At 71.1% G+C, this 23,569-nt stretch carries 20 protein-coding genes and 1 riboswitch; of the genes, 4 read left to right on the top strand and 16 right to left on the bottom strand.

The features are described from left to right. Positions 1 to 209 precede the first annotated feature (209 nt). The 6 genes from IEJ02_RS27465 to IEJ02_RS27440 all read right to left on the bottom strand — a co-directional run bounded on the left by IEJ02_RS27465 (position 210) and on the right by IEJ02_RS27440 (position 7,611). Complete coding sequence (locus tag IEJ02_RS27465) at positions 210 to 1,352, bottom strand: glycosyltransferase family 4 protein (protein ID WP_191067301.1); 1,143 nt, start codon at positions 1,350 to 1,352, stop codon at positions 210 to 212. 547 nt (positions 1,353 to 1,899) lie between these two features. Next, positions 1,900 to 3,174, bottom strand: coding sequence for a gluzincin family metallopeptidase (locus tag IEJ02_RS27460; protein ID WP_370467146.1), 1,275 nt, complete (start codon positions 3,172 to 3,174; stop codon positions 1,900 to 1,902). Positions 3,175 to 3,205: 31 nt separating this feature from the next. Beyond that, a complete protein-coding gene (locus IEJ02_RS27455; protein ID WP_191067300.1) occupies positions 3,206 to 4,366 on the bottom strand; it encodes a C40 family peptidase in 1,161 nt (386 codons plus the stop codon). A gap of 221 nt (positions 4,367 to 4,587) precedes the next feature. Next, on the bottom strand, positions 4,588 to 5,613 hold the full coding sequence (locus IEJ02_RS27450) for a C40 family peptidase (RefSeq protein ID WP_137977597.1): 1,026 nt from the start codon (positions 5,611 to 5,613) through the stop codon (positions 4,588 to 4,590). 373 nt (positions 5,614 to 5,986) lie between these two features. Further along, positions 5,987 to 7,348: an NYN domain-containing protein gene (locus IEJ02_RS27445; protein WP_137977598.1), complete on the bottom strand. Its 1,362-nt coding sequence runs from the start codon at positions 7,346 to 7,348 to the stop codon at positions 5,987 to 5,989. Positions 7,349 to 7,365: 17 nt separating this feature from the next. Next, positions 7,366 to 7,611 carry a hypothetical protein gene (locus tag IEJ02_RS27440; RefSeq protein ID WP_137977599.1) on the bottom strand — a complete coding sequence of 82 codons (246 nt, stop codon included), beginning with the start codon at positions 7,609 to 7,611 and terminating at the stop codon, positions 7,366 to 7,368. A gap of 153 nt (positions 7,612 to 7,764) precedes the next feature. On the opposite strand from IEJ02_RS27440, the gene IEJ02_RS27435 reads away from it, so the two are divergent. Beyond that, entirely contained in the window at positions 7,765 to 8,499 is a 735-nt protein-coding gene (locus IEJ02_RS27435) for a rhomboid family intramembrane serine protease (RefSeq protein WP_191067299.1), read from the top strand. After that, positions 8,496 to 8,777: an Lrp/AsnC ligand binding domain-containing protein gene (locus tag IEJ02_RS27430; RefSeq protein ID WP_020872014.1), complete on the top strand. Its 282-nt coding sequence runs from the start codon at positions 8,496 to 8,498 to the stop codon at positions 8,775 to 8,777. Before IEJ02_RS27435 ends, IEJ02_RS27430 begins: the two co-directional genes overlap by 4 nt. 237 nt (positions 8,778 to 9,014) lie before the next feature. On the opposite strand, the gene IEJ02_RS27425 is transcribed toward IEJ02_RS27430, so the two are convergent. The 6 genes from IEJ02_RS27425 to ctaE all read right to left on the bottom strand — a co-directional run bounded on the left by IEJ02_RS27425 (position 9,015) and on the right by ctaE (position 16,457). Beyond that, complete coding sequence (locus IEJ02_RS27425; protein ID WP_191067298.1) at positions 9,015 to 10,430, bottom strand: aminotransferase class V-fold PLP-dependent enzyme; 1,416 nt, start codon at positions 10,428 to 10,430, stop codon at positions 9,015 to 9,017. A 203-nt stretch (positions 10,431 to 10,633) separates the two neighbouring features. Then, a riboswitch (SAM riboswitch) is annotated at positions 10,634 to 10,752 on the bottom strand. A 258-nt stretch (positions 10,753 to 11,010) separates the two neighbouring features. After that, entirely contained in the window at positions 11,011 to 12,084 is a 1,074-nt protein-coding gene (gene trpD, locus IEJ02_RS27420) for an anthranilate phosphoribosyltransferase (RefSeq protein WP_191067297.1), read from the bottom strand. Positions 12,085 to 12,271: 187 nt separating this feature from the next. Continuing rightward, positions 12,272 to 13,909 carry a cytochrome bc1 complex cytochrome b subunit gene (qcrB, locus tag IEJ02_RS27415; protein ID WP_191067296.1) on the bottom strand — a complete coding sequence of 546 codons (1,638 nt, stop codon included), beginning with the start codon at positions 13,907 to 13,909 and terminating at the stop codon, positions 12,272 to 12,274. After that, positions 13,906 to 14,961 carry a cytochrome bc1 complex Rieske iron-sulfur subunit gene (qcrA, locus tag IEJ02_RS27410; RefSeq protein ID WP_191067295.1) on the bottom strand — a complete coding sequence of 352 codons (1,056 nt, stop codon included), beginning with the start codon at positions 14,959 to 14,961 and terminating at the stop codon, positions 13,906 to 13,908. Before qcrA ends, qcrB begins: the two co-directional genes overlap by 4 nt. After that, positions 14,958 to 15,767 carry a cytochrome bc1 complex diheme cytochrome c subunit gene (gene qcrC / locus IEJ02_RS27405; RefSeq protein WP_191067294.1) on the bottom strand — a complete coding sequence of 270 codons (810 nt, stop codon included), beginning with the start codon at positions 15,765 to 15,767 and terminating at the stop codon, positions 14,958 to 14,960. The genes qcrA and qcrC overlap by 4 nt, the downstream gene beginning before the upstream one ends. A gap of 69 nt (positions 15,768 to 15,836) precedes the next feature. Beyond that, positions 15,837 to 16,457, bottom strand: coding sequence for an aa3-type cytochrome oxidase subunit III (gene ctaE, locus IEJ02_RS27400; protein WP_069869327.1), 621 nt, complete (start codon positions 16,455 to 16,457; stop codon positions 15,837 to 15,839). Positions 16,458 to 16,668: 211 nt separating this feature from the next. Here ctaE and IEJ02_RS27395 point away from each other — a divergent pair, with 211 nt between their 5' ends. After that, positions 16,669 to 17,070, top strand: coding sequence for a hypothetical protein (locus IEJ02_RS27395; RefSeq protein ID WP_037949235.1), 402 nt, complete (start codon positions 16,669 to 16,671; stop codon positions 17,068 to 17,070). A 21-nt stretch (positions 17,071 to 17,091) separates the two neighbouring features. Here IEJ02_RS27395 and IEJ02_RS27390 read toward each other — a convergent pair whose 3' ends face one another. The 4 genes from IEJ02_RS27390 to ctaC all read right to left on the bottom strand — a co-directional run bounded on the left by IEJ02_RS27390 (position 17,092) and on the right by ctaC (position 21,616). Next, positions 17,092 to 18,339: a L,D-transpeptidase gene (locus IEJ02_RS27390; RefSeq protein ID WP_191067293.1), complete on the bottom strand. Its 1,248-nt coding sequence runs from the start codon at positions 18,337 to 18,339 to the stop codon at positions 17,092 to 17,094. Positions 18,340 to 18,522: 183 nt separating this feature from the next. Next, positions 18,523 to 18,921 carry a cytochrome c oxidase subunit 4 gene (locus tag IEJ02_RS27385; protein WP_137977602.1) on the bottom strand — a complete coding sequence of 133 codons (399 nt, stop codon included), beginning with the start codon at positions 18,919 to 18,921 and terminating at the stop codon, positions 18,523 to 18,525. Continuing rightward, the gene (gene ctaD, locus IEJ02_RS27380; RefSeq protein WP_137977603.1) at positions 18,918 to 20,657 is read right to left on the bottom strand and encodes an aa3-type cytochrome oxidase subunit I; all 1,740 of its coding nucleotides are present in this window, start codon (positions 20,655 to 20,657) and stop codon (positions 18,918 to 18,920) included. Before ctaD ends, IEJ02_RS27385 begins: the two co-directional genes overlap by 4 nt. After that, positions 20,654 to 21,616 carry an aa3-type cytochrome oxidase subunit II gene (ctaC, locus tag IEJ02_RS27375; RefSeq protein WP_137977604.1) on the bottom strand — a complete coding sequence of 321 codons (963 nt, stop codon included), beginning with the start codon at positions 21,614 to 21,616 and terminating at the stop codon, positions 20,654 to 20,656. Before ctaC ends, ctaD begins: the two co-directional genes overlap by 4 nt. 507 nt (positions 21,617 to 22,123) lie before the next feature. On the opposite strand from ctaC, the gene IEJ02_RS27370 reads away from it, so the two are divergent. Then, the gene (locus tag IEJ02_RS27370) at positions 22,124 to 23,551 is read left to right on the top strand and encodes a cysteine desulfurase/sulfurtransferase TusA family protein (protein ID WP_191067292.1); all 1,428 of its coding nucleotides are present in this window, start codon (positions 22,124 to 22,126) and stop codon (positions 23,549 to 23,551) included. The last annotated feature ends 18 nt before the right edge of the window (positions 23,552 to 23,569 follow it).

Genomic DNA, 23,569 nt, shown 5'->3' with positions numbered 1-23,569 from the left:
CCCCAGCTACCGCTGGGAGGTGCCCCCTGGAGAGGCTGGAAAGCGGGGCTCCGGCCCAGACCCCGGGGTCCAGGGGCGAAGCCCCTGCCACGCGGCGGAGCCGCAGATCGATGCCGCGGGAAGGGGCGGGGAGGGGAGAGCATGGACTTGCGGCTCCGCCGCGCGGCTCGCCGCAGGCGTACGCGTACCGCCGGACACCGCCCAGGCCGTCACAGCAGCGACTTCAGGCGGTCGGCCAGCAGGTCCCAGCGCCAGCGCTCCTCCACCCAGGCGCGGCCCCGCTCGCCCATGCGGCGGCGCAGCTCGGCGTCCTCCAGCAGGGTCACGATCCGCTCGGCGCTCTGCTCGGCGGAGCCGCCCCGTACGACCCATCCGCTCTCCCCGTCCAGCACCGCGTCCGGCGCCCCGCCCGAGTCCCCGGCGACGACCGGCAGACCGGTCGCGGACGCCTCCAGATAGACGATGCCGAGGCCCTCGACGTCGAGCCCGCCGCGGCGGGTGCGGCAGGGCATGGCGAAGACGTCGCCCGCGCCGTAGTGGGCGGGCAGCTCCTCCCAGGGGACGGGGCCGGTGAACCGCACCGACTCGGCCACGCCCGTGGTCTCCGCGAGGCGGCGCAGATCCTTCGCGTACGGCCCGCCGCCGACGATCAGCAGCACCGCGTCCGGCACCCGCCGCAGGATCCGCGGCATGGCCCGGATCAGCGTGTCCTGCCCCTTGCGCGGCACCAACCGGGAGACGCAGACCACGACGGGCCGCTCGGCCAGGCCCAGCCGGGCCCGGATCTCGTCGCCGCCCGAGCCGGGGTGGAAGGTCTTCTCGTCGACGCCGGGCGGGAGTTGGACCATCCGGGCGGCGTCCCGGGGGTCGAGCGCGGCGGCGACGCGGGAGCGGGTGTACTCACCGAGGTAGGTGAGGGTGTCCGTGGCCCCGCCGATCCGCCGCAGCAGCCGCCGGGAGGCGGGCAGCTGCGCCCAGGCCGCCTCGTGGCCGTGCGTCGTGGCCACAAGACGCCGCGCCCCGGCCGCGCGCAGCGCGGGGGCCATCAGCCCGAGCGGTGCGGCGGCGCCGAACCACACCGCGGTGCAGCCGTGCTCGCGCAGCAGCGCGGTCGCCCGGCGGGTGACGCGCGGGGTGGGCAGCAGCATGGTCGTCCGGTCCCGGACGACCGGGTACGGCTGCTCGGCGTCAAAACGGGCGGTGGCCTCGGCGCCCTCCCGGCCGCGCTTCCAGGTGGAGGCGTAGACGACGATCCGGTCCGGGTCCAGGCGCAGCGCGATGTTGTGCAGAAACGCCTGGATGCCGCCGGGACGGGGCGGAAAGTCGTTGGTCACGAGCAGGGTCTTGTCCATCGTGGCCGACAGTACCGGGTACGGCGCCGGGCCCGCTCCGCCGCATCCTGGCCGGGGGCGGGGCCGCGCCCAGCCCGGCTCGGCCGCCAGGTACGCGAGCCGCGCTCAGCCCAGCTCGGTCGCCAGGTACACGGGCCGCGCTCAGCCCAGCCCAGCTCAGTCGCCACGCACAGGAGCAACGCCCAGCCCAGCTCCCTCGCCGGGTACGCGGGCTGTGCCCAGCCCAGCTCGGCCGCCAGGTACGCGGGCCGCGCTCAGCCCAGCCCAGCTCAGTCGCCACGCACAGGAGCAACGCCCAGCCCAGCTCCCTCGCCGGGTACGCGGGCTGTGCCCAGCCCAGCTCGGCCGCCAGGTACGCGGGCCGCGCTCAGCCCAGCTCGGTCGCCACGTACGCGGGCTGCGCCCAGCCCAGCTCGGTCGCCGCGTACGGCAGCAGCGCTCAGCCCAGCCCCACCACCACGCACCGGAACCACGCCCAACCCAGCCCCACCACCACGCACCGGAACCACGCCCAGCCCAGCCCCGCCACCACGTACGCGGGCTGCGCTCAGCCCAGCTCCATCGCCACGTACTTCCGCCACCGCGCCGTGAACTCCCCCAGACTCACCCCGAGCACCCTCCGCAGCGCCGACTCCACCGCTCCCGAGCGCTCGTCCGCCCGGCCCACCGCGCGGTAGAAGTCGACCAGCTTCCTCTCGCCCCACCGGTCGGCGATCAGGCGGCAGGCGAGCCAGCCCTGTTCATAGGCGCGGGAGAGGCGGTCGGGGTCGCTGCCGAAGCGGAAGTCGTCGTCGCGCGGGAGCGCGGTGGGCAGGTGCCCGGCGGCGACGGCGTCGGTGAGCTCGGGGGCGATCTGGCGTGGGGTGCGGCCGGGGGTGCGGTAGCCCACCCAGTCGGCGAAGCCCTCGGAGAGCCAGAGCGGGGTGGAAGCGCTGGTGGCGGTGCGGGTGGCCACATGGGCCGTCTCATGAGTGATGACGACGCGCCGGCCGAAGTCGCCGAGGACCTGGTACGCCTCGGGGTTGACGATCACGCGGTCGGCGGGCGTCTCGTCACCGGCCCCGCCGACCTCGCCGGTGGTGACGGCGGCGATCCCGCGGTAGCCGTCCGCGGAGGCGCCGAGCAGGGCGGCCATCCGGCCCAGGGAGGCGGGGACCTCGACCACGACGCGCCCGGCCCACTCCTGGGGCCAGACCTGGCCCAGGACGGGCACCGCCCGGTCCGCGGTGTCGGCGACCGCGCGCAGCACCCGACGGTCCTGGCCGACGCCGAGGACGAGGCTGTGGGCGCCGCGGACGACGTCGACCGTGCCCTGGTCCCACAGCTGCTCCATACCGCGCTTGCCGTCCACCACACCGTCGTCGGAGGCCACGTACCACTGCCCGCCGCGCCGGGCGAGGGTGAGGTACTGGGCGGAGACGACCGGCGCCGTGTCGTACCCCTTCAGCCGGTACCGGAGTTCGACCTGGGCGGCGAGGCTGCGGCCGCCCACCCGCGCGGGCTCGAAGCCGCCGGTGCGCACCAGGCGGTAGGTCCAGGAGCGCAGCGGTACGGCGGACATCTGCCGGAACACCCGCCGCTGCTCGGCCAGGTAGCCGGCCGAGCCGCGGTCGACGGTGGCGAGGAAGGCGTCCGCGTCCCGCTCCCGGACCGCGGCCGCCCGCTGGTCCAGCATGCGCTGCACGGCCCGGCCGTCGCGCCCCTCGGGGTCGTCGGGCGCGGGGACGGGCCCGCAGCCGCTCAGCGCGGTCACCGAGAACGCGCCCGCCAGGGGCAGGCACAGCAGCGCCCGCCATCCGCCCGATCTCCTCCGACCCGCCACGTCTTAGATCGTACGAGCCCGCGCGCCGGCTTCAGACGCGTGTGATGGAAGAGATCGGCAACATGCCCACGGGGTCGTAGCGGACCCGCGCCCCGGGGTAAGGGGCGTGGATCACCTGCCCGTTGCCCGCGTACATGGCCACATGGCTGGCGTCGGAGCGGTAGACCACCAGATCGCCGGGGCGGGCCTGGGACAGCGGCACCGGCTGCCCGGCGTGCGCCTGGGCCTGGGAGGTGCGCGGAATGGCCACCCCGGCGTGGGCGTAGGCCCACTGCATCAGCCCGGAGCAGTCGAAGGCGGTGGGACCGGCCTGGCCCCACGCGTACGGCAGCCCCAGGGCCGCCCGTGCCGCGCCGAACGCCGCGGCGGCCCGCCCCGAGGACGGCATGCCGTGCGGCCCGCCGGTGAGGGCCCCCGGGAACCCCTGGGAGCCGTAACCGGAATCGGAACCGGAAGGGAAGCGGCCGCCGGGAAGGGCGCCCGGCACCAGCCCGGCGAGGGCGCCCCCGGCGAGGGCGCCGTGCTCCCGTCCGCCCGCCCGCGAGGCGCGGCGTGCGTAGCTCTCCCACTCCCCCGGCGGCAGCGCGTTCACCAGCCGCCGCGCCGTGGCCAGCCGGCGCTGGACCGCCCGCTTGTGGCGGGCCACCTCCTTGCGGCTGTGCTCCAGCTTCACCAGCTTCGCCGCGGCCTCCGCGCGCTCCTGCCGCAGCGTCCGCTGGGCGCTGGTGAGCACCCGCAGCTGGGCGGCCTGGCGGCTGGTGATCCGCTCCAGCGTGGCGGCCCGGTCGAGGTAGTGGGCCGGGTCCCCGGACAGCAGCAGGGCGAGGCCCGGGTCGATCCCGCCGGTGCGGTACTGCCCGCCCGCGAGGGCGCCGAGCGCCGCCCGCATGCGGTTGACCCGCCCCTGGCCGCGGGCGACCCGGTCCTGGATCCGGCCGACCTGGCGGCGCAGGGCCCGGGCGCGCGTCTCGGCCGCGTTGTAGCGCTCGGTGGCCCGCTCGGCCTGGGCGTAGAGCATGGCGATCCGGTCGCCGGCGGACCGGGCGGACGGACGGCCCCCCGGGTCGTGCGGCTCGGCACCGGCCGGCACGGCGGACAGCGCGACGGCGGAGGCCACCGCGGCCGCCGACGCGGCGGCCTTGACGGTGGCCCCGCCGGACCGGGGTTTCGCGACGCGGCGACAGGACGCCATGGGAAGCCGCACTCCCTTCCGCAGTGTCGGGCTGAAGAACTGCGGGCAGACAGTAGCCGTGGCGCTACCCACGGTCCAACGGCCGTGCGGTGCGGGCACACTGACGCCCCGCCGACTGACGCAGGTCACCGGCGGGGCGGGGGATCAGCGGGGGCGCTGGAGATTCGCCCGAAAGGATGGCAGTTGAGGCGGTTTGAAACCTGGTTCGCAGGACTTCCGGTTCAGACCCGGACGCCGAACTGGAACGGCATGTTGTCCATCGACTCGTAGCGCACACCGGCACCGGGCTTGGGCGCGTGCAGCACCTGGCCGTTGCCCGCGTAGAGACCTATGTGGTGCAGGTCGCCGTAGAAGAGCACCAGGTCGCCCGGCTTGAGCTCACCGCGGCTGATGCGGGTGCCGGCGTTCGCCTGGTCCTGGGAGATGCGCGGGAGCTGCACCCCGGCCTGCTGGTAGGCCCAGCCGGTGAGTCCGGAGCAGTCGAAGGAGGACGGACCGGTCGCGCCCCAGACGTACGGGAGGCCGATCTTCGTCTTGGCGGCGGCCAGCGCGGCGGCGGCACGCCCCGACTCCGGCACCTCGTTGCCGAGGTCGACGCGCTCGCTGGAGCGGTTGGCGCGCTCGGCGTCCTGGGCCGCCAGCTTGGCGCGCTCCTTGGCGGTGAGGGTGTTGAGGAGGTTCCGGGCCTTGGACAGCTTGCCCTGGATCTCGTCCTTCTTCTTGCCGAGCGCCTTACGGGTGTCGGCGAGGTCCTGCAGCTTGGTGGACGCCTCCTCGCGCTGCTGCTTGAGGGTGCGCTGCTTGTCGGCGATCTTCCGCAGGGACTCGGCCTGCTTGCCGCTCAGCTGGCTGAGGGTGGACGCCTTCTCGAGGTAGGTGTCCGGGTCGGAGGAGAGGAGCAGCTGCACCGAGGGGTCGATCCCACCGGAGCGGTACTGGGCGGTGGCCATCGAACCCAGGCCGTTGCGCAGCTTGTTCAGGTCCTCCTGGCCGCGCGCCACCTTGTCCTGGAGATCGCCGACCTGCTTCTCCAGCTTCTGCTGCTTCTCCTTGACGCCGTTGTACTTCTCGGTCGCCTGCTCCGCCTCTTCGTAGAGCTTGTCGACCTGCTCCTTGACGTCCTTCTTGTCCTGCTTCGGAGCGGCCTGGGCGGCCTGGGACGTAAGGGCGACGGCGGCGGCCGCGGTCGCGGTGAGGACGGTTACCCGAGTGCGGCTCGGCTGCTTGGGTCGACGGTGGGACGCCACGAAGGCGAGCTCCTTCTTCCTCCAGCCGCCTACCGGGAGTTGGGGGGTTGTGAGGCCCCGGCTCCGCGTCAGGGCGCGGACTCGGCGGTACCTCCGCTGTCACCCCGGATGGGTGATCAACCGCGCGAAGGTTCGAGCTGACCATAGTGACCCCGCCGTGATCCGTTCAAATCCCGACGGCAAAAAAGTCGGTCCGGGAGGGCATCTTTTACAAATATCGTACGGGCAGTGATGGTCGATGACGCTCCGCTGACGTCACAAGTGACCCGGGTCAGACTTGTGACGTCATTCGAAGTGATTCGGGCACTTCGGCCGCGGAAGGGAGAAACGGGCCAACGGGGGCGCGGGAGCGGGCGATTCGGGCCGCGACGGCTCAGGTGCGGGCAAGTCGCTTCAGCAGCAACGCCGATGCCACGGGGCGCGCTCCGGCGCGTGCCACCCCGTCGGCCACCTCGCGGTCGGTGGACACCACGACCACCGGACGGCCCGGCGGCTCGGCCCGCACCAGCTGCCGGATCAACTCGTCGGCCGTCACACCCGGCTTGCTGAACAGCACCCGCACCCCGCGCGGCGGCGCGAGCAGCACCGGAGCGGCCAGCTCCGCCCCGTCGAAGACACAGGTCATCTCCGCGCCCGTCTGGGCCGCGAGCACCGCGAGACCGCCCAGCAGCCGCAGGCGCTGCTTCTCCAACGGCATCGTGGGATAGCCGGTCTTGGTGACGTTGTAGCCGTCCACCACCAGATGCGCCTGCGGCAACGCCAGCAGCTGGTCCAGCAGCGCCGGGTCCATCTCCGACAGCGCCCTGGTCGCTATGTCCTTCGGCGTCATCTTCCCCGGCTCCACGGCGTCCACCGTGTCCGCCGGGCGCATCGACGCGGGCGGCAGAGCCAGTTCGCGCCGCAGCCCCTGCGCCGCGTCCAGCACCGTGTCCAGCAGCAGCCGCAGCCGCATGTCCTCCACGCTGCGCCCCTCGCGCACCGCCCGCCGACTGGCCTCCAGCGCCGACTCCGCCTCCGCGAGCCGGGCCCGCAGCCGCCGCGCCTCGCTGTCCGCGGTGGCCTGCCGGGCCGCCGCCTCCGACCGTACGGACTCCAGCTCGGCCTCGACCTTGCGCAGTGCGGCCGCGCCCCGCTTCACATCGCTCTGCGCGCTGCGCAGCTTGCGCTGGAGCACGTCGTTCTCCTTGCGGGCCGACTCCAGCTCGGCGCGCGTCCGTTCCGTCTCGTGCCGGGTGGCCGCCTTGGCCTCGGCGAGCTCGTCGCGCAGCCGCTGGAGCTCGCGCGCCGCCTCCTCACCGGCCCGCTCGGCGGAGGCCCGCTGGGCCTCCTCGCCCGCCGCCTCGACCAGCTTGACCCAGCCCACCGGGCGCAGCACGTACGCCACCGCCGCGACATCCACCGGATCGGCCGCGGCGGGCGGTGACCCGCCCTCGATCGCCTCGGCCAGCTCCCGCTGGGTCTCCCGCAGCCGTCCCGCGATCCGCTGCCGGAAGACGGGGTCGCTCTCCACCGCGGCGGCCATCGCGTTGCCCGCGAACTTGGCGCGGCGGGTCGGGGTGAAACGGGCGTACTGCCGCAGCTGAGTGGGCAGCTCGGTGACCGTCAGACCGCCGAAGGCATCCGCGACCAGCGCCACCACGCGCCGTCGCACCCCTTCCGGCAGGGGGCGGTCCAGCGCCTCGGGGACGCCCTCGGCGTCACCGGCCGCACCGGGGTCACCGGTCCGCTCCACCACCTGTCACCGCTCCGTTCTCAGGCGCTCTGGCCGGTGCTCGGACGATCCACGAGTTCGACCTGGTCGACCGCGTTGCACCAGCGACAACGCACTGACTCAATGGTCTCACTGAGCACCTCGCGTTCCTCGACTCTGGGTTCCCCCGCCAAGTCGAGATGCACATACTCCACGGCTCTGGTCGAGCGGGTCACATCGAACCGGGTGAGATTGCCGCACAGTGTGCAACGCCAGCGGGTCTGGGCGGTCGGCAGGGGCACGGCCATGGTTGCGGGTCCTCGCTTCTCGGCTCGTCGGCGGCGTCCTGTAACCCTACGGCCTGAGCCCTGACCCGTGCCGGGCCCGTCCAGCCCCCACGACCCGGCGGAGCGCGGCGAGGCGCTCTGTGGAGGTTGCGCCCGGTACGGAATGATCTGCCCATGATCGAGACGTCGTCGGGGCGCCACCGCCCCTGGATGGCGGGGCCCGGCCGCCCCTGGATGACGTACGGCCTGATCGTCAGCTGCTGCCTGATCTTCGTCCTCGGACCGGCCTCGGGGCTCAACCCCGGCTATGGCTCGGGCGGGCGGCTGGTGGAGGCCCAGTCCGCGTACTTCGAGCGCTGGGGGGTGGTGCCCAGCGCCCTGTGGAGCGGCGACCCCGATCAGCCGCTCGCCCCGCTGACCGCGCTGTTCGTGCACGGCAACTGGCTGCATCTGCTCGGCAACATGCTGTTCCTCTACGTCTTCGGGGCGATGACCGAGGAGCGGATGGGCCGTTTCCAGTTCGCCGTCTTCTACCTCGCCACGGGCTATCTGGCGCTGCTCGGTTACGCCGCCGCGCACGCCGACTCGGCCCAGTCCCTGGTGGGCGCCTCCGGGGCCATCTCCGGGGTGCTCGGCGCCTTTCTGTGGCTGTTTCCCCGGGCCCGGGTGACCAGCCTCTTCCCGTTCCTGTTCTTCCTCCCGCTGCGCTTTCCGGCCTGGGCGGTGCTGATCTTCTGGGTGGCCCTCCAGTGGCTGGCCGCCCGGGAGGCCGACGACCGCCCCGGCGTCGCCTATCTCGCCCATCTCGTGGGCTTCACGCTCGGCTTTCTCTATGCGTGGGCCCGGTTCGGGTGGAGGGCTAGAGTGGGCGGCGCAGCCAGGCCCAGTGAGGGAGAAAGCCAGCCGTGATCACTTCGATCGTGCTCATCAAGACCAACGTGGACCAGATCCCGGAGACCGCCGAGAAGATCGCCGCGCTGGAGGGTGTGAGCGAGGTCTACTCGGTCACCGGCGCGCACGATCTGATCGCGATGGTGCGGGTGGCCCGGCACGACGACCTGGCGGACATCATCACCGGCCAGATCAGCAAGCTGCCGGGGGTGGCCTCGACCGAGACCCACATCGCCTTCCGGACGTACTCGCAGCACGACCTGGAGGCGGCGTTCGCGATCGGCCTGGACGGCTAGGGCCGAAAGCGGGGCTCCACCCCAACCCCCCGACCAGACGACCCGGACACACACCCGGCCACCCGCCGGGCCGGCGCGCCGACCGCGATCAGCTCGCCGGTGCAGGTGTTCACGGCGGCGGCGGCCGGCTCGTCGACCTTCCGGGGTCCAGGGGCGGGGCCCCTGGTTGTGGGGAGGGGCGGGGAGGGGAAAGAGCCCCCGCAGGGCCCGGCGCCCCGAACTGCTGGGCCAGGCGCCTCAGCCGCGGGCCGGGACGCAGCGGCCGTCTTCGGTGCGGTAGCTCCAGCGGGCGCCGTCGCGTACCAGCTCCTTCACGGCGCCCACGAACCGCTCCACATGCTCGTCCGGGGTGCCCGCCCCGAAGCTGACCCGGATCGCGTTCAGCGACCGCTCCCCCGGCGCGGCCTCGGGCGCGCCGCACTCGCCCGGCTCGTCGGGCTCGCTGTCCAGCAGGGTGCGGACCAGCGGATGGGCGCAGAACAGCCCGTCGCGTACGCCGATGCCGTACTCCGCGGAGAGCGCGGCCGCGAAGTGGGAGCTGTTCCAGCCCTCCACCACGAACGACAGCACGCCGACCCGGGGCGCGTCGTCGCCGAAGAGCGAGAGCACCCGCACCTCGGGCACCTCGGCCAGCCCCGCCCGCACCTTCTCGATCAGCTGCCGCTCACGGGCGACCAGACCCTCGAAACCGGCCTCGGTCAGCGCCTTGCACGCCGACGCGATCGCGTAGACACCGATGACGTTCGGCGAGCCCGCCTCGTGCCGGGCGGCGGTGGTGTGCCACTCGACGTCGACGCCGCCGTCGTCCCTGCGCGTGACCTTACGGCTGGCGCCGCCGCCCGCCAGATACGGCCGGGCCTCCCGCAGCCAGTCCGCCCGCCCGGCCAGCACCCCGGCCCCGAAGGGCGCGTACAGCTTGTGCCCGGAGAAGGCCACCCAGTCCACGTCCGCCGCCGCGATGTCCACGGGGTGGTGCGGGGCCAGTTGCGCGGCGTCCAGGACGATACGGGCGCCGTGGGCGTGCGCGGCCGCGGCCAGCTCCCGCACCGGCCACAGCTCGCCGGTCACATTGGACGCGCCGGTCACGCAGACCAGCGCCGGGCCCTCAGCGCGCCCCGCGAGCGCCTTCTCCAGCGTCTCCACCGCCTGCCGCGGGGAGCGCGGGGCGCTGAGGTAGCGGACGGTGACGTCCTCCCGCTGCTCCCACGGCAGCAGCGAGGCGTGGTGCTCGGTCTCGAAGACGAAGACCTCGGTGCCGCGGGGCGCCACGGCGGCCAGGAGGTTGAGCGAATCGGTGGTGGAGCGGGTGAAGACGACCTGGTCGTCCTCGCGGCAGCCGAGGAAGGCGGCGACATCCTTACGGCTGTTCTCGAAGAGGTCGGTGGACAGCTGCGAGAGGTAGCCCGCCCCGCGGTGCACGCTGCCGTAGTACGGCGCGTAGGCGGCGATGTCGTCCCAGACCCGCCGCAGCGCGGGGGCGCTGGCGGCGTAGTCGAGCGCCGCGTAGGTCACCTCGCCGCCGGTGACCAGGGGCACCAGGACATCGCTGCCCAGCACGGGCAGCGGTTCACAGGCGGCGACGGAGGAGGCGGTGGAGGCGGAGGCGGCGGTGGAGGCAGAGACGGAAGCGGTGGCGGCAGGGCGCGCGGACATGGCGAAGTCTCCCGAAGGGGTCGAAGGAATGCGTGACGCGCACGGAAACGGCGGCGTCGAGCCAGCCGTCAGGGCGCGGAGAATCGCTCGACGCACGGCCGCACCGCGCGGAGCACATGGAGGAGAGACGGGGCCGCTCGGCCCTAGCGCATTCGCTGCATCACGGAAGAACTCCCTCGACCACCAGGACCCCTAGTGCGAGGGGTCCGCGCTTGCCGCCGGCCTCGCTGCCTGGCGGCCTGGTCATCACCCGGGGCACCCCGCCACGGACGGAGGGTTGCCGGACAGCGGGCCGGGGCCGTAGTCGCTGTCGCTCGTGACCTGGGCAGGAGTATGCCATGTCAGGCGTCGGCGCCCACGCCCTGTCCGCATCCCGGACAGACCATGGGCGCCGTAAGGGGCCCGCGTAGGGATGTCCGGCGGACCACAGGGCGGGGCCCGCACACCAATGCTTTCCCCTCCCCGCCCCTCCCCGATACCAAGGGCTCCGCCCCTGGACCCCGTGGCGGAGCTCCGCCACGCGGCGGAGCCGCATGGCGATGCCGTGGGAAGAGAGGCAGAGCCCCGGTCCGGGGTCTGGCTAGGCGTGGGTGGCCCGGACCCATCGCTCCAGGACGTCCCGCGCCGCGCCCGAGTCGATCGACTCGGCGGCCCGCGCCACCCCCGCCCCGATCCGGTCCGTCAGGGGCTTGTCCCCCGGCTCCCGCTCGAGCGCCACAAGCGCCGCCGCCGAGTTCAGCAGCACCGCGTCCCGGACCGGGCCCCGCTCGCCCGCCAGCAGCCGCCGGGCCACATCCGCGTTGTACGAGGCGTCCGCGCCCCGCAAGGCCTCCACGGGGGCCCGCTCGACGCCCACGTCCCGGGGGTCGAAGGTCTCCTGGCGCACGGCGCCGCCCCGGACCTCCCACACCTGGGAGGTCGTGGTCACGGTGAGCTCGTCCAGCCCGTCGTCGCCCCGGACGACCAGCGCGGAGGAGCCCCGCTCGGCCAGCACCCCGGCGATGATGGGCGCCATACGGGCATCGGCGACCCCGGTCGCCTGGCAGGTGACCTTCGCCGGATTGGTCAGCGGGCCGAGCAGGTTGAACGGGGTGGCGACGCCCAGTTCGCGCCGGGCCGAGGCGACATGCCGCAGCGACGGGTGGAACTTCACCGCGAAGCAGAAGGTGATCCCCGCCTCCTCGGCGACCTCGACCACCCGCTCGGGGGTGATGTCCAGATTGACGCCGAGCTTCTCCAGCACGTCGGAGGCGCCGCTGGCGGAGGACGCGGCGCGGTTGCCGTGCTTGACCACCCGCGCGCCCGTACCGGCGACGACCAGCGCGGACATGGTGGAGATGTTGACCGTCTTGGCGCGGTCGCCGCCGGTGCCCACGATGTCCACGGTCTCCCCGGGCACCTCGATCACCCGAGCGTGCTCGTACATGGCCCGCACCAGACCGGCCACCTCGGAGACCGTCTCGCCCTTGGCGCGCAGCGCGATCGCGAAACCGGCGATCTGCGCGTCGGTGGCCTCGCCCCGCATGATCCGGTCCATGGCCCAGGCGGTGTCGTCGGCATCGAGGTCCCGGCCGGCGATCAGCGAGCTCAGTACGTCCGGCCAGGTGCGGGCCGTCGCGGTGCTGTCGCCTCCGGCGGGGGTCACAACGTCCATGGTCCGCTCCTGGATCCGTGGGGGTGGGCAGGGAAGGGTCCGCGCACTTCAGCGGCCCGTCGCAAGCCTATCGGCAGCACGGCCGGGGCCCCGGCCGGACCGTGCGGTCCGGGCCGGGGCCCTGGTGGCGTGGCGTCGCTGTATGGAGAAACCGGTCACTGAAGAGGTACCGGGAGGTACCGGGAGATCAGTGGTGGCCGTGGCCGCTGGTGATCTCGTGGTACTCCTCGCGGGTCGGCTTCGGAATGACGTTGTTCTCGCCGTAGTAGCCCTTGGAGAGCTTCGAACGGAGCTTCTGAGAACGCTTTATCTTCCGCTTGACCCCGTTCTCGTCGACCTCCGGGCCGATCTCGTAGGGCTCGGGCTGCTCGTGCTGGGTGAGCGTGTGCAGCTGCTCCTGCGCGAGCGGCTCGTGGACCTCGATGAACTCACCGTGCGGCAGCCGCTTGATGATGCCGGTCTCACGGCCGTGCAGCACCTTGTCCCTGTCACGCCGCTGGAGGCCGAGGCAGATCCGCTTGGTGGCGATGAACGCCAGGACCGGGCCGACGAAGAAGGCGATCCGCACGAACCACGTGATCGAGTTGATCGACAGGTGGAAGTGGGTGGCCCACAGGTCGTTACCGCCACCGACCAGCATCACGAAGTACGCGGTCATCCAGGCGACGCCGAAGGCCGTACGGGTCGGGGCGTTGCGCGGGCGGTCCAGGATGTGGTGCTCACGCTTGTCGCCGGTGATCCAGGACTCGATGAACGGGTAGAGCCCGATCGCGAACAGGACCAGCGGGAAGAGCACGATCGGGATGAACACGCCCAGGACGAGCGTGTGGCCCCAGGCGGTGATCTCCCAGCCGGGCATCACCCGGACCAGACCCTCGGCGAAGCCCATGTACCAGTCGGGCTGGGCGCCGGTGGACACCTGGTCGGGCCGGTAGGGGCCGATGGTCCAGATCGGGTTGATGGTCGCGATCGCGGAGAGGGCCGCGATCACACCGAAGACCAGGAAGAAGAAGCCGCCCGCCTTGGCCATGTAGACCGGCAGCAGAGGCATGCCGACGACGTTCTTCTCGGTCTTTCCGGCCCCGGGGTACTGCGTGTGCTTGTGGTAGAAGACCAGGATCAGGTGCGCCACCAGCAGGCCGAGCATGATGCCCGGCAGCAGCAGGACGTGGACCGGGTAGAGCCTCGCGATGAGGTCCGTGCCGGGGAACTCGCCGCCGAAGACGAACATCGAGATGTAGGTGCCGACCACCGGGATCGACAGGAACACACCCTCGATGAACCGCAGACCGGTGCCGGAGAGCAGGTCGTCGGGGAGCGAGTAGCCGGTGAAGCCGGTCAGCATGCCGAGGAAGAACAGCAGGAAGCCGAACAGCCAGTTGATCTCACGCGGCTTGCGGAACGCACCGGTGAAGAACACGCGCATCATGTGCGTGAACATGCCAGCGAGGAAGACCAGCGCGGCCCAGTGGTGGATCTGCCGGATCAGCAGACCGCCCCGCACCTCGAAGCTGATGTCGAGTGTCGACTGGAACGCCTCGGACATCCGCACGCCCTGCATCGGGACGTACGGGCCCTCGTAGGTGACCTCCGCCATGCTGGGGTGGAAGAACAGCGTCAGGTACACACCCGTGAGGATGATGATGATGAAGCTGTAGAGGCAGACCTCGCCCAGCATGAAGGACCAGTGGTCCGGGAAGATCTTGCGCATATTGGCCTTGGCCAGGCTGTAGATGCCCAGCCGGCCGTCGGCCCAGTCCGCGACGCGCTCACCCGCGGGCGCTTTGCCGCGGCGCTGCGCGGCGCCGTCGCTTGTAGTACTCATCCGCGCTCCCAGTAAGCAGGACCGACGGGCTCCGAGAAGTCGCCCATGGCTTCGAGGTACCCCTGGTCGTTGGCCCTGATCCGCAGCTGCGGCAGCGCGTGACCGGCCGGACCGAAGATCACTCGGCCACCGTCGGAGAGGTCGAAGGTCGACTGGTGGCAGGGGCACAGGACGTGGTGCGTCTGCTGCTCATAGAGGTTGATCGGGCAGCCGACGTGGGTGCAGATCTTGGAGAACGCGACGATGCCCTCGTGCGACCAGTCCAGTTCGCGCTTGTCCTTGATGTTCTCCGGCTGGAGCCGGACCAGCATCAGGGCGGCCTTGGCGATCTCCGTCTGGAAGTCGTGCTGCTCCTCGCTCATGCCCTCGGGCATGGCGAAGGTGAGCGAGCCGACGGCGATGTCCTCGGGGCGCAGCGGCTGCATGGTGTTGTAGTTGAGCAGCTTCTTGCCCTTGGCCCACTTGGTGTGCCGGAGCTTGGTGCCGGGCATCGGGCCGAGGTCGCGCAGCAGCACGACGCCGGAGAGCGGCACCAGCGCGAGCGCGCCGAAGAGGGTGTTGCGGGCCAGCTTGCGACGGCCGAAGCCGGACTCCTTGGCGCCGGCGGCGAAATCCTCGAGGACCTTGGACTTCACCTCGGGGCTGGCCTCGATGGGGTGGCGCTCGTCGGCGATCTCCACATCGGACATCAGGGTGCGGGCCCAGTGGACCGCGCCCGCGCCGATGGTGAACAGCGCGATGCCGAGCGTCAGCCCCAGCGCGAAGTTCAGCGCGCTGATGTGCCCGATCGGGAAGACGTAGATGTACTTGTCGACCGGGAGCGCCACATACGCGGCGATGAAGGCGATCGTGGCCAGCATCGAGACCGTGAAGAGCAGGGCGACGGTGCGCTCGGAGCGCCTCGCGGCCCGCTCGTCGATGTCCTGCTTGCGGTGCTCGTGCGGGGGCAGCCCCGGGTCGGCGAACGGGTCCTCGGCCGGCCTTACGGCGCTCTCGGCCCCCCGCCCTTCCGGCAGCTTGTCTTCTGCTTCTGAAATCTCGTGGCTACTCATGACTTCTTGGCCTTTGCGGTCCGGGCGGCGACCCAGATGGTGAGGACGATCATCGCGCCCATGCCGAAGACCCAGCCGAACAGACCCTCGCTCACCGGGCCGAGCCCGCCGAGCTCGAGGCCACCGGGGGTCTTGCTCTTGTCGCTGTTGACCGTGTCGAGGTAGGCGATGATGTCCTGCTTGTTCTTCTCCGGCATCACGGTGTCGGGGAAGGAGGGCATGTTCTGCGGGCCGGTCTGCATGGCCTCGTAGAGATGCTTGGGGCTGACCCCGTCGAGAGCCGGCGCGAACTTGCCGTTGGTGAGGGCACCACCCTTACCGGCGAAGTTGTGGCACTGCGCGCAGTTCGTACGGAAGAGCTCCCCGCCCTTCGCGACGTCCGCGCCGTCCGGGCTGTACTGGCTCTTGGTGGGCGTCACCGGACCCGCGCCGAGCGACGCGATGTAGGCGGCGAGCTGCTCGATCTCGGCGTCCGAGTAGATCTTCTTCTTCTTCGGCACCTGGGCGCCCGGCTGCTGCGCCGGCATGCGGCCGGTGCCGACCTGGAAGTCCACGGCGGCGGAGCCGACGCCGACCAGGCTCGGGCCGTCAGAGGTCCCCTGACCGCCCGTGCCATGGCAACTGGCGCAGCCGACGGCATAGAGCTTCTTGCCCTCCTCGATGGCGAGGGACTGGGCGGAGCTGTCGTCGGCCTTCGCCTCGCTCGGCGAAAACGCGGCGTACAGCCCCCCAGTGACCGCCAGCGCGAAGAGTAGGACGACGAGCGCAGCCAGCGGATGGCGCCGTCGTGCGGAGAGCTTTTTCACGGATTACCCCGGTGTCAGGATCTTCTGCGTCGATGCTGTTAAGGACGTGGTTCCGGTGCGCTGACCGGCTTACTTGATCATGTAGATCGTGGCGAAGAGGCCGATCCAGACGACATCGACGAAGTGCCAGTAGTAGGACACGACGATGGCCGCCGTCGCCTGCTGGTGGGTGAACCTCTTGGCCGCGTACGTCCTGCCCAGGACCAGCAGGAAGGCGATCAGGCCGCCCGTCACATGCAGTCCGTGGAAGCCGGTGGTCAGGTAGAACACCGAGCCGTAGGGGTCAGAGGAGAGCGAAAGCCCGTCCTTCTTGACCAGCTCGGTGTATTCGAAGATCTGACCGCCGATGAAGATCGCGCCCATGATGAAGGTGATCACGAACCAGGAGCGCAGCTTCTTCACGTCGCCGCGCTCGGCGGCGAAGACGCCGAGCTGGCAGGTGAGGGAGGAGAGCACCAGGATCGTGGTGTTCGTCGCCGAGAACGGGAAGTTCAGCGAGGACGCCATTTCCTTCCAGTGCTCGGCTCCGGTCACCGATCGCAGGGTGAAGTACATCGCGAAGAGGGCCGCGAAGAACATCAGCTCGGAACTCAGCCAGATGATGGTTCCGACGCTGGTGAGGTTCGGCCGGTTGACCGACGGGTGCGCGTGCCCGGTTTCTACTGCTGTTGCTGTCGCCACGACCGACATTATGTCGGTCGCTTATCCAGCCCTCACTCCCGGGGGTCCCGTTCGGAGTGTCAAGGGCCGCGTCAAGGACATCGACCCTGCTCGTCGGGGCTGTTCCGGACAGTCCCCCGAAGGAAGGAGAGATCCGTACGCCCCCTCCTCCGGACGGCTGTACGGGAGTAGCATCCGCCACAGGAGCCCGGCAGATCACTTACTTCGTCCGGAGGTCATGATGCGGCCCACCGCAACGGTGCTGGTCTACAGCGATGACGTGAGCACCCGCGAGCAGGTGCGCCTGGCGGCCGGGCGCCGGCCCGCCGCCGATGTGCCCCCGGTGGAGTTCCTGGAGTGCGCCACCCTCCCGGCCGTTCTCTCGGCGCTGGAGGAGGGCGGCATCGACGCCTGTGTGCTGGACGGTGAGTCGGCGCCCGCGGGCGGGATGGGCGTCTGCCGGCAGATCAAGGACGAGATCTTCCAGTGCCCGCCGGTGCTGCTGCTCATCGGCCGCCCGCAGGACGCCTGGCTGGCCACCTGGAGCCGCGCGGAGGCCGCGGTCACGCATCCGGTGGACCCGGTGGCCCTGGCGGACGCGCTGGCCGGGCTGCTCCGCAAGCGGCTCGCCGTGGGCGCCTGACCGCACCGTCCGCACCGCCGCTCAGACCTGGGGCCGGAGCCGGGCGGAGTCGGCGGGGGTGGCGTCGGACTGGCCGGAGGCGATGGCGCTGCCCTTGCGCCAGTCCGCCCAGGCCATGTTCCAGTCGCCGTAGCCGTTGTCGAACGTCGCCATGTCCTCTCCGTTGCTGTGCACGACCTGGACGATGTCGCCCAGGCGCACGGTGTTGAAGAACCACTGGGCGTTCGCCGTGCTCATGCCCGTGCAGCCGTGGCTGACGTTGGCGTAGCCCTGCGAACCGGTGGACCAGGGCGCAGCGTGGACGTATTCACCGCTCTTGGTGACCCGGGCGGCCCAGTAGACCATCAGGTCGTAGGAGCCCGCGCCCAGCCCGATGCTGGCGCCCGTCATCCGTACGGCGGATTCCTTGGCCAGGATGACCTTGATGCCGTTCCGGGTGTCGAATCCGGGCATACCGGTGGTGATCGGGATGGTCCGGATCGGCACCCCGTTGCGCTTCACCGTCATCTGGTGGGTGCCGGAGTCGGTGAGGGCCTCGATGCGGTCGCCGGTGGTCAGCCGCAGCGACTTGGCCGCGCCGCCGTAGAGGCCGCCGCCGATCCGGATGCCCTTGAGGTTGGAGTGCACCGTGATGGTGGCGTGGGCGGGCCAGTACTCCTGCGGGCGGTAGTGCAGGTTCCGGCTGTCCACCCAGTGCCAGACGCCCTCCACCGCGGGCCGTGAGTCCACCTTCAGGGCGCGCTCGACCACGGCGCGGGCCGAGGGGTCCTTGACGGGCCGGCTCAGCTTGGCCGTGATGGGCTGCCCCACCCCGTACTCCCCCGCCTTGGGGCCAAAGGTGACCTTCAGCAGCCGGTGGGCGGAGCTGGTGGAGAAGTCGACGGTGCGGCGGCCCGGAGCGCCATTGGAGTCCTCCGTGGACACCTTCAGCGTGTAGTGGGCGCCCGCGGCCAGCGGCACGGTGCTGCGCCAGCGCTTGCCGTCGTCGGTCAGCTCACCCCGGACGTAGCGGCCCGCGGCGTCGGTGGCCGTGACGTCCGTGATCCGGCTGTCGTCGTCCTTGGCCGTCACTTCGAGCGGCTTGTCCGGATCGGCCTTACGGCCGTCGCCGTCACCGCTGAACGAGATCTGATCGGCGGCGTCGTACGGCTTGGCGGACAGGGGGTCGGGGGATCCCCCGCATCCGCTCAGACCCGCTATCAGCGGCGCCACCAGCAGGGCGCAGGTCAGCGCCGCCCGGCTTCTGAGTGATCGAGGTGTGTGGCTCATGGAGCCAACGTAAGAACGCCGTCCGGGAACGGCGCGCGGAGTGAGGCACCGGAGTGAACCGGCGGCCCCGGCGGAACCGTCGCGGGCCCGCCGGGCTCACGACGCCGAGCGGGGCCGCAACGCCGAGCGGGGCCCGGACACCTGGAGAGGTGTCCGGGCCCCGCTCGTATCAGCCGGTCAGGGCTACTGGTTGGCGTTCTCGCCGCGGTAGTACTCGAAGACCCAGCCGAAGAGGCCGACCATGATGATCGGGGCCGAGAAGAAGAGCAGCCACCAGCCGAAGACCACGCCCAGGAAGGCCATGGCCCCGCCGATGCCGAGGGAGAGCGGCTGCCAGCTGTGCGGGGAGAAGAATCCCAGCTCGCCGGCGTCGTCCGCGACATCCGCGTCCTTGTTGTCCTGCGCACCGACATCCACCCGGCGGGCCGTGAAGGCCAGGTAGTAGCCGATCATGATGCTCAGCCCGAAGGCCAGGAAGAGCGCCGTGGTGCCGGCCGGCTCCTTCGACCACACGCCATAGACGATCGCCATGACGAGGATGAAGACGGCCAGCCAGATGAACATCCGGCCTTGGACCTTCACTTGCCGGCCTCCTTACCACCCGCGAGGGCCTTGTCATCGTCGGGCGCACCGTGGTTCTCGAGCTGGTCGAGCGCCGCGATCTCCGGGTGGTGCAGGTCGAACGCCGGGGATTCGGAGCGGATCCGCGGCAGGGTGAGGAAGTTGTGCCGCGGGGGCGGGCAGGAGGTCGCCCACTCCAGCGAACGGCCGTAGCCCCAGGGGTCGTCGACCTCGACCTTCTTGCCGTACTTGGCGGTCTTCCAGACGTTGTAGAGGAACGGCAGGATCGACAGGCCCAGCAGGAAGGAGCTGATGGTCGAGATGGTGTTCAGCGTGGTGATGCCGTCGGCCGCCAGGTAGTCGGCGTACCGGCGGGGCATGCCCTCGGCGCCCAGCCAGTGCTGCACCAGGAACGTGCCGTGGAAGCCCACGAACAGCGTCCAGAAGGTGATCTTGCCGAGCCGCTCGTCCAGCATCTTGCCGGTCATCTTCGGCCACCAGAAGTGGAATCCGGCGAACATCGCGAAGACCACGGTGCCGAAGACCACGTAGTGGAAGTGGGCCACCACGAAGTACGAGTCGGAGACGTGGAAGTCCATCGGCGGCGACGCCAGGATCACACCGGTCAGACCACCGAAGGTGAAGGTGATCAGGAAGCCGATCGCCCAGAGCATCGGGGTCTCGAAGCTCAGCGACCCCTTCCACATCGTGCCGATCCAGTTGAAGAACTTGATACCGGTCGGCACCGCGATGAGGAACGTCATGAACGAGAAGAACGGCAGGAGCACTCCGCCGGTGACATACATGTGGTGGGCCCACACCGTCACCGAGAGACCGGCGATCGAAATGGTCGCGGCGATCAGGGAGATGTAACCGAACATCGGCTTCCGGGAGAAGACCGGAATGACCTCGGAGATGATGCCGAAGAACGGCAGCGCGATGATGTACACCTCTGGATGGCCGAAGAACCAGAAGAGGTGTTGCCAGAGCAAGGCTCCGCCATTGGCCGCGTCGAAGACATGCGCCCCGAATTTACGGTCCGCCTCCAGGGCGAACAGCGCGGCGGCCAGCACCGGGAAGGCGAGCAGGACCAGCACCGCGGTCAGCAGCACGTTCCAGGTGAAGATCGGCATCCGGAACATCGTCATGCCAGGGGCGCGCATGCAGATGATCGTGGTGATGAAGTTGACCGCACCGAGGATCGTGCCGAAGCCGGAGAGGGCCAGACCCATGATCCACATGTCCGCGCCGATACCGGGCGAGCGGACCGCGTCCGACAGCGGGGAGTAGGCGAACCAGCCGAAGTCGGCCGCGCCCTGCGGGGTCAGGAACCCGCCCACCGCGATCAGCGAACCGAAGAGGTACAGCCAGTACGCGAACATGTTCAGCCGCGGGAACGCCACATCGGGCGCACCGATCTGCAGCGGCATGATCCAGTTCGTGAACCCCGCGAACAGCGGGGTGGCGAACATCAGCAGCATGATCGTGCCATGCATGGTGAACGCCTGGTTGAACTGCTCGTTCGACATGATCTGCGTACCCGGACGGGCCAGCTCGGCGCGCATGAAGAGCGCCATCAGGCCGCCGATGCAGAAGAACGCGAACGATGTGACGAGGTAGAGCGTGCCGATCGTCTTGTGGTCCGTGGTGGTCAGCCACTTGACGACGACATTGCCCGGCTGCTTCCGACGTACCGGTACTTCCCGCTCTTGCGAGGCGGTGGTGCCGGCACCCTGGGGTTCGTTGAGGATGCTCACGATGTCCTGGTCTCCGCGTTCTTGGCGGCGTCCGTCTGCTCAATGCCCGCCGGGATGTAGCCGGTCTGGCCCTTCTTCGCCAGCTCCTTGAGGTGCTGCTGGTAACGCTCCGGCGACACCACCTTGACGTTGAAGAGCATCCGGGAGTGGTCGACGCCACACAGCTCGGCGCACTTGCCCTTGAAGGTGCCCTCGCGGTTCGGAGTGACCTCGAAGCGGTTGGTGTGACCCGGGATGACGTCCATCTTCATCAGGAAGGGGACCACCCAGAACGAGTGGATGACATCGCGGGAGGTCAGGATGAACTGGACCGACTCGCCCTTCGGCAGCCACAGCGTCGGGCCCGGGTTGCCGTTCTGCGGGTTCCGCTCACCGGGGGTGCCCGCGTCGTAGACGCCCTCGGCGCCCTTGGGGACCGCGTTCAGCATGCGCTTGGGGATCGCGGAGATCTCCTTGGCTTCCTGCTTGGGCGTGGCGGTGGAACCGTCCACGTTCTCCATGTAGTTGAAGCCCCAGCTCCACTGGTAGCCCACCACGTTGACCACGTGGTCGGGCTTCTTGGAGGTCTTGAGGAGCGCGTTCTCATCGCGTGCGGTGAAGTAGAACAGCACCGAGACGATGATGATCGGGACCACGGTGTACAGCGCCTCGATCGGCATGTTGTACCGGGTCTGCGCGGGAACCTCGATCTTGGTCCTGCTGCGACGGTGAAAGATGACCGCCCAGATGATCAGGCCCCAGACCAGGACGCCCGTGGCGAGCGCCGCCGCCCACGAGCCCTGCCACAGGGAGAGGATCCGCGGCGCCTCCTCCGTGACGGGGGTAGGCATTCCGAGGCGGGGGAAGTCCTTGGATGTGCAACCGGTGGCGGTCGCCAGGACCAAGCCCGCGGCCAGCGCCTGCAGCAGCTTCCGCCGCACCGGGCGCCGCGACGAGCGGTCGGAGCCGTTGGGACTCACGTAGCGCCTTCCCGAGAGTCTCGCCCGCGCGGTCGGCCGCGGCCGTCTGTCTGGTCGGTCGCCGGCCCGGTGCGGGCAGGGGTTTGGATGTTTATGCGGACCAAACCCTACTGGACGCCATTTGGGGTCGCGCGGGGAGGGTGCCCAACGCGCCGGGGCGCTCCTCGAAGGGGTGGAATCCCGGGCTCCGGAGGCCTTTTCCGACCGGGCGCGGCCCGGGTTCCGGCCCCGGTCCGACCCCGGCTCCGGGCCGATGCGACCCTGGTTCCGGCCCTGGTCCGACCCCGGCTCCGGGCAGGTGCGAGCCTGGTTCCGGGCCGGTGCGAGCCTGGTTCCGGGGTGATGCGGTTCGGTCGTGCCCCGAAGGGGCGCGGGGCTGTGTCGATGCGCGGCTCCGCGGCGGCTGTGCCGATATGCGGCTCCGCCACGTGGGACCAGCCACGACGCAGCCGGAGATGACCGGCCGCACCTCGCGCCACTCCTTGCGGAGCGCTTAGCGTTTCTTATGTGTCCTACTTCGACGCGGCCTCATCCGCTCCCCTGCACCCCGTCGCCCGGCAGGCGCTCCTCGCCGCACTCGACGAGGGGTGGGCCGATCCCGCACGCCTGTACCGGGAGGGGCGGCGGGCCCGGCTGCTGCTGGACGCCGCGCGGGAGGCGGCCGCCGAGGCCGTGGGGTGCCGCCCGGACGAGCTCGTCTTCACTCCTTCGGGGACCCGCGCGGTGCACGACGGCATCGCGGGGGCGCTCGCGGGGCGGCGGCGCGCCGGTCGCCATCTGATCGTCTCCGCCGTGGAGCACTCCTCGGTGCTGCACGCGGCGGCCGCGCACGAGGCGGCCGGCGGCACGGTCGCCGAGGTCCCGGTGGACCGTACGGGACGGGTCGCGCCGGGCGCGTACGCGGCGGCCCTGCGGGAGGCTCCGGGCGGGGTGGCGCTGGCCTGTCTGCAGTCCGCCAACCATGAGGTCGGCACCCTCCAGCCGGTGGCCGAGGCCGCCGAGGAGTGCGCGGCGGCGGACGTACCGCTGCTGGTGGACGCGGCGCAGTCGCTGGGCTGGGGCCCCACGGAGGGCAATTGGTCGCTCCTGACCGCAAGTGCACATAAATGGGGCGGTCCTGCGGGGGTGGGACTGCTCGCGGTGCGCAAAGGGGTGCGCTTCCGTACGGTCCAGCCCGCCGACGAGCGGGAGTCGGGCCGCTCCCCGGGGTTCGAGAACCTCCCCGCCACCGTCGCCGCGGCGGCCTCGCTGCGGGCCGTCCGGGCGGAGGCCGCCGCCGAGGCGGAGCGGCTGCGGGGGCTGGTGGAGCGGATCCGGGCGCGGGTGCCGGAGCTGGTGCCGGACGTCGAGGTGGTCGGCGATCCGGAGCGGCGGCTGCCGCATCTGGTGACCTTCTCCTGTCTCTATGTCGACGGAGAGGCGCTCCTCCATGAGCTGGACCGCGCGGAGTTCTCGGTCTCGTCCGGCTCCTCCTGCACCTCCTCCACGCTGACCCCGAGCCATGTGCTGCGGGCCATGGGGGTGCTGTCCGAGGGCAATGTCCGGGTCTCGCTGCCGCGCGGTACGGCCGAGGCGGACGTGGACCGGTTCCTGGAGGCGCTGCCGGGGGTGGTGGCGGGGGTCAGGGAGCGCCTGGGCGCGCCGAAAGCGGCCGAAGCCGAAGCCGCCGCCGACCCGCAGCCCGAACCCGAGCCCGAGCCCGAGCCCGAGCCCGGGCTGGTGGTCGACTCGCTCGGCAAGCGGTGCCCGATCCCGGTGATCGAGCTGGCCAAGGTGATCGGCGAGGTGCCGGTGGGCGGGGTGGTGACGGTCCTGGCCGACGACGAGGCGGCCCGGCTGGACATCCCGGCCTGGTGCGAGATGCGCGGCCAGGCCTACGAGGGCGAGCGCCCGGCCGAGCGGGGCGTGGCGTACCGGGTGCGCCGCCGCGCCTAGGGGTGTCCGGCGGGGCGT

This window comes from Streptomyces sp. 5-10 (genome assembly GCF_014712245.1).
Classification (GTDB): Bacteria; Actinomycetota; Actinomycetes; order Streptomycetales; family Streptomycetaceae; genus Streptomyces; species Streptomyces violaceusniger.
This window is presented reverse-complemented; position numbering and strand designations above follow the sequence as displayed.

What these genes read in the sequence shown, in the direction of transcription:
- IEJ02_RS27465 (WP_191067301.1), bottom strand. Translation starts at nt 1,352, where the DNA reads ATGGACAAGACCCTGCTCGTGACCAACGACTTTCCGCCCCGTCCCGGC.
- trpD (WP_191067297.1), bottom strand. Translation starts at nt 12,084, where the DNA reads ATGGACGTTGTGACCCCCGCCGGAGGCGACAGCACCGCGACGGCCCGC.
- qcrA (WP_191067295.1), bottom strand. Translation starts at nt 14,961, where the DNA reads ATGAGTAGCCACGAGATTTCAGAAGCAGAAGACAAGCTGCCGGAAGGG.
- IEJ02_RS27395 (WP_037949235.1), top strand. Translation starts at nt 16,669, where the DNA reads ATGCGGCCCACCGCAACGGTGCTGGTCTACAGCGATGACGTGAGCACC.
- IEJ02_RS27425 (WP_191067298.1), bottom strand. Translation starts at nt 10,430, where the DNA reads ATGTCCGCGCGCCCTGCCGCCACCGCTTCCGTCTCTGCCTCCACCGCC.
- ctaE (WP_069869327.1), bottom strand. Translation starts at nt 16,457, where the DNA reads ATGTCGGTCGTGGCGACAGCAACAGCAGTAGAAACCGGGCACGCGCAC.
- IEJ02_RS27435 (WP_191067299.1), top strand. Translation starts at nt 7,765, where the DNA reads ATGATCGAGACGTCGTCGGGGCGCCACCGCCCCTGGATGGCGGGGCCC.
- IEJ02_RS27390 (WP_191067293.1), bottom strand. Translation starts at nt 18,339, where the DNA reads ATGAGCCACACACCTCGATCACTCAGAAGCCGGGCGGCGCTGACCTGC.
- IEJ02_RS27440 (WP_137977599.1), bottom strand. Translation starts at nt 7,611, where the DNA reads ATGGCCGTGCCCCTGCCGACCGCCCAGACCCGCTGGCGTTGCACACTG.
- IEJ02_RS27455 (WP_191067300.1), bottom strand. Translation starts at nt 4,366, where the DNA reads ATGGCGTCCTGTCGCCGCGTCGCGAAACCCCGGTCCGGCGGGGCCACC.
- qcrB (WP_191067296.1), bottom strand. Translation starts at nt 13,909, where the DNA reads ATGAGTACTACAAGCGACGGCGCCGCGCAGCGCCGCGGCAAAGCGCCC.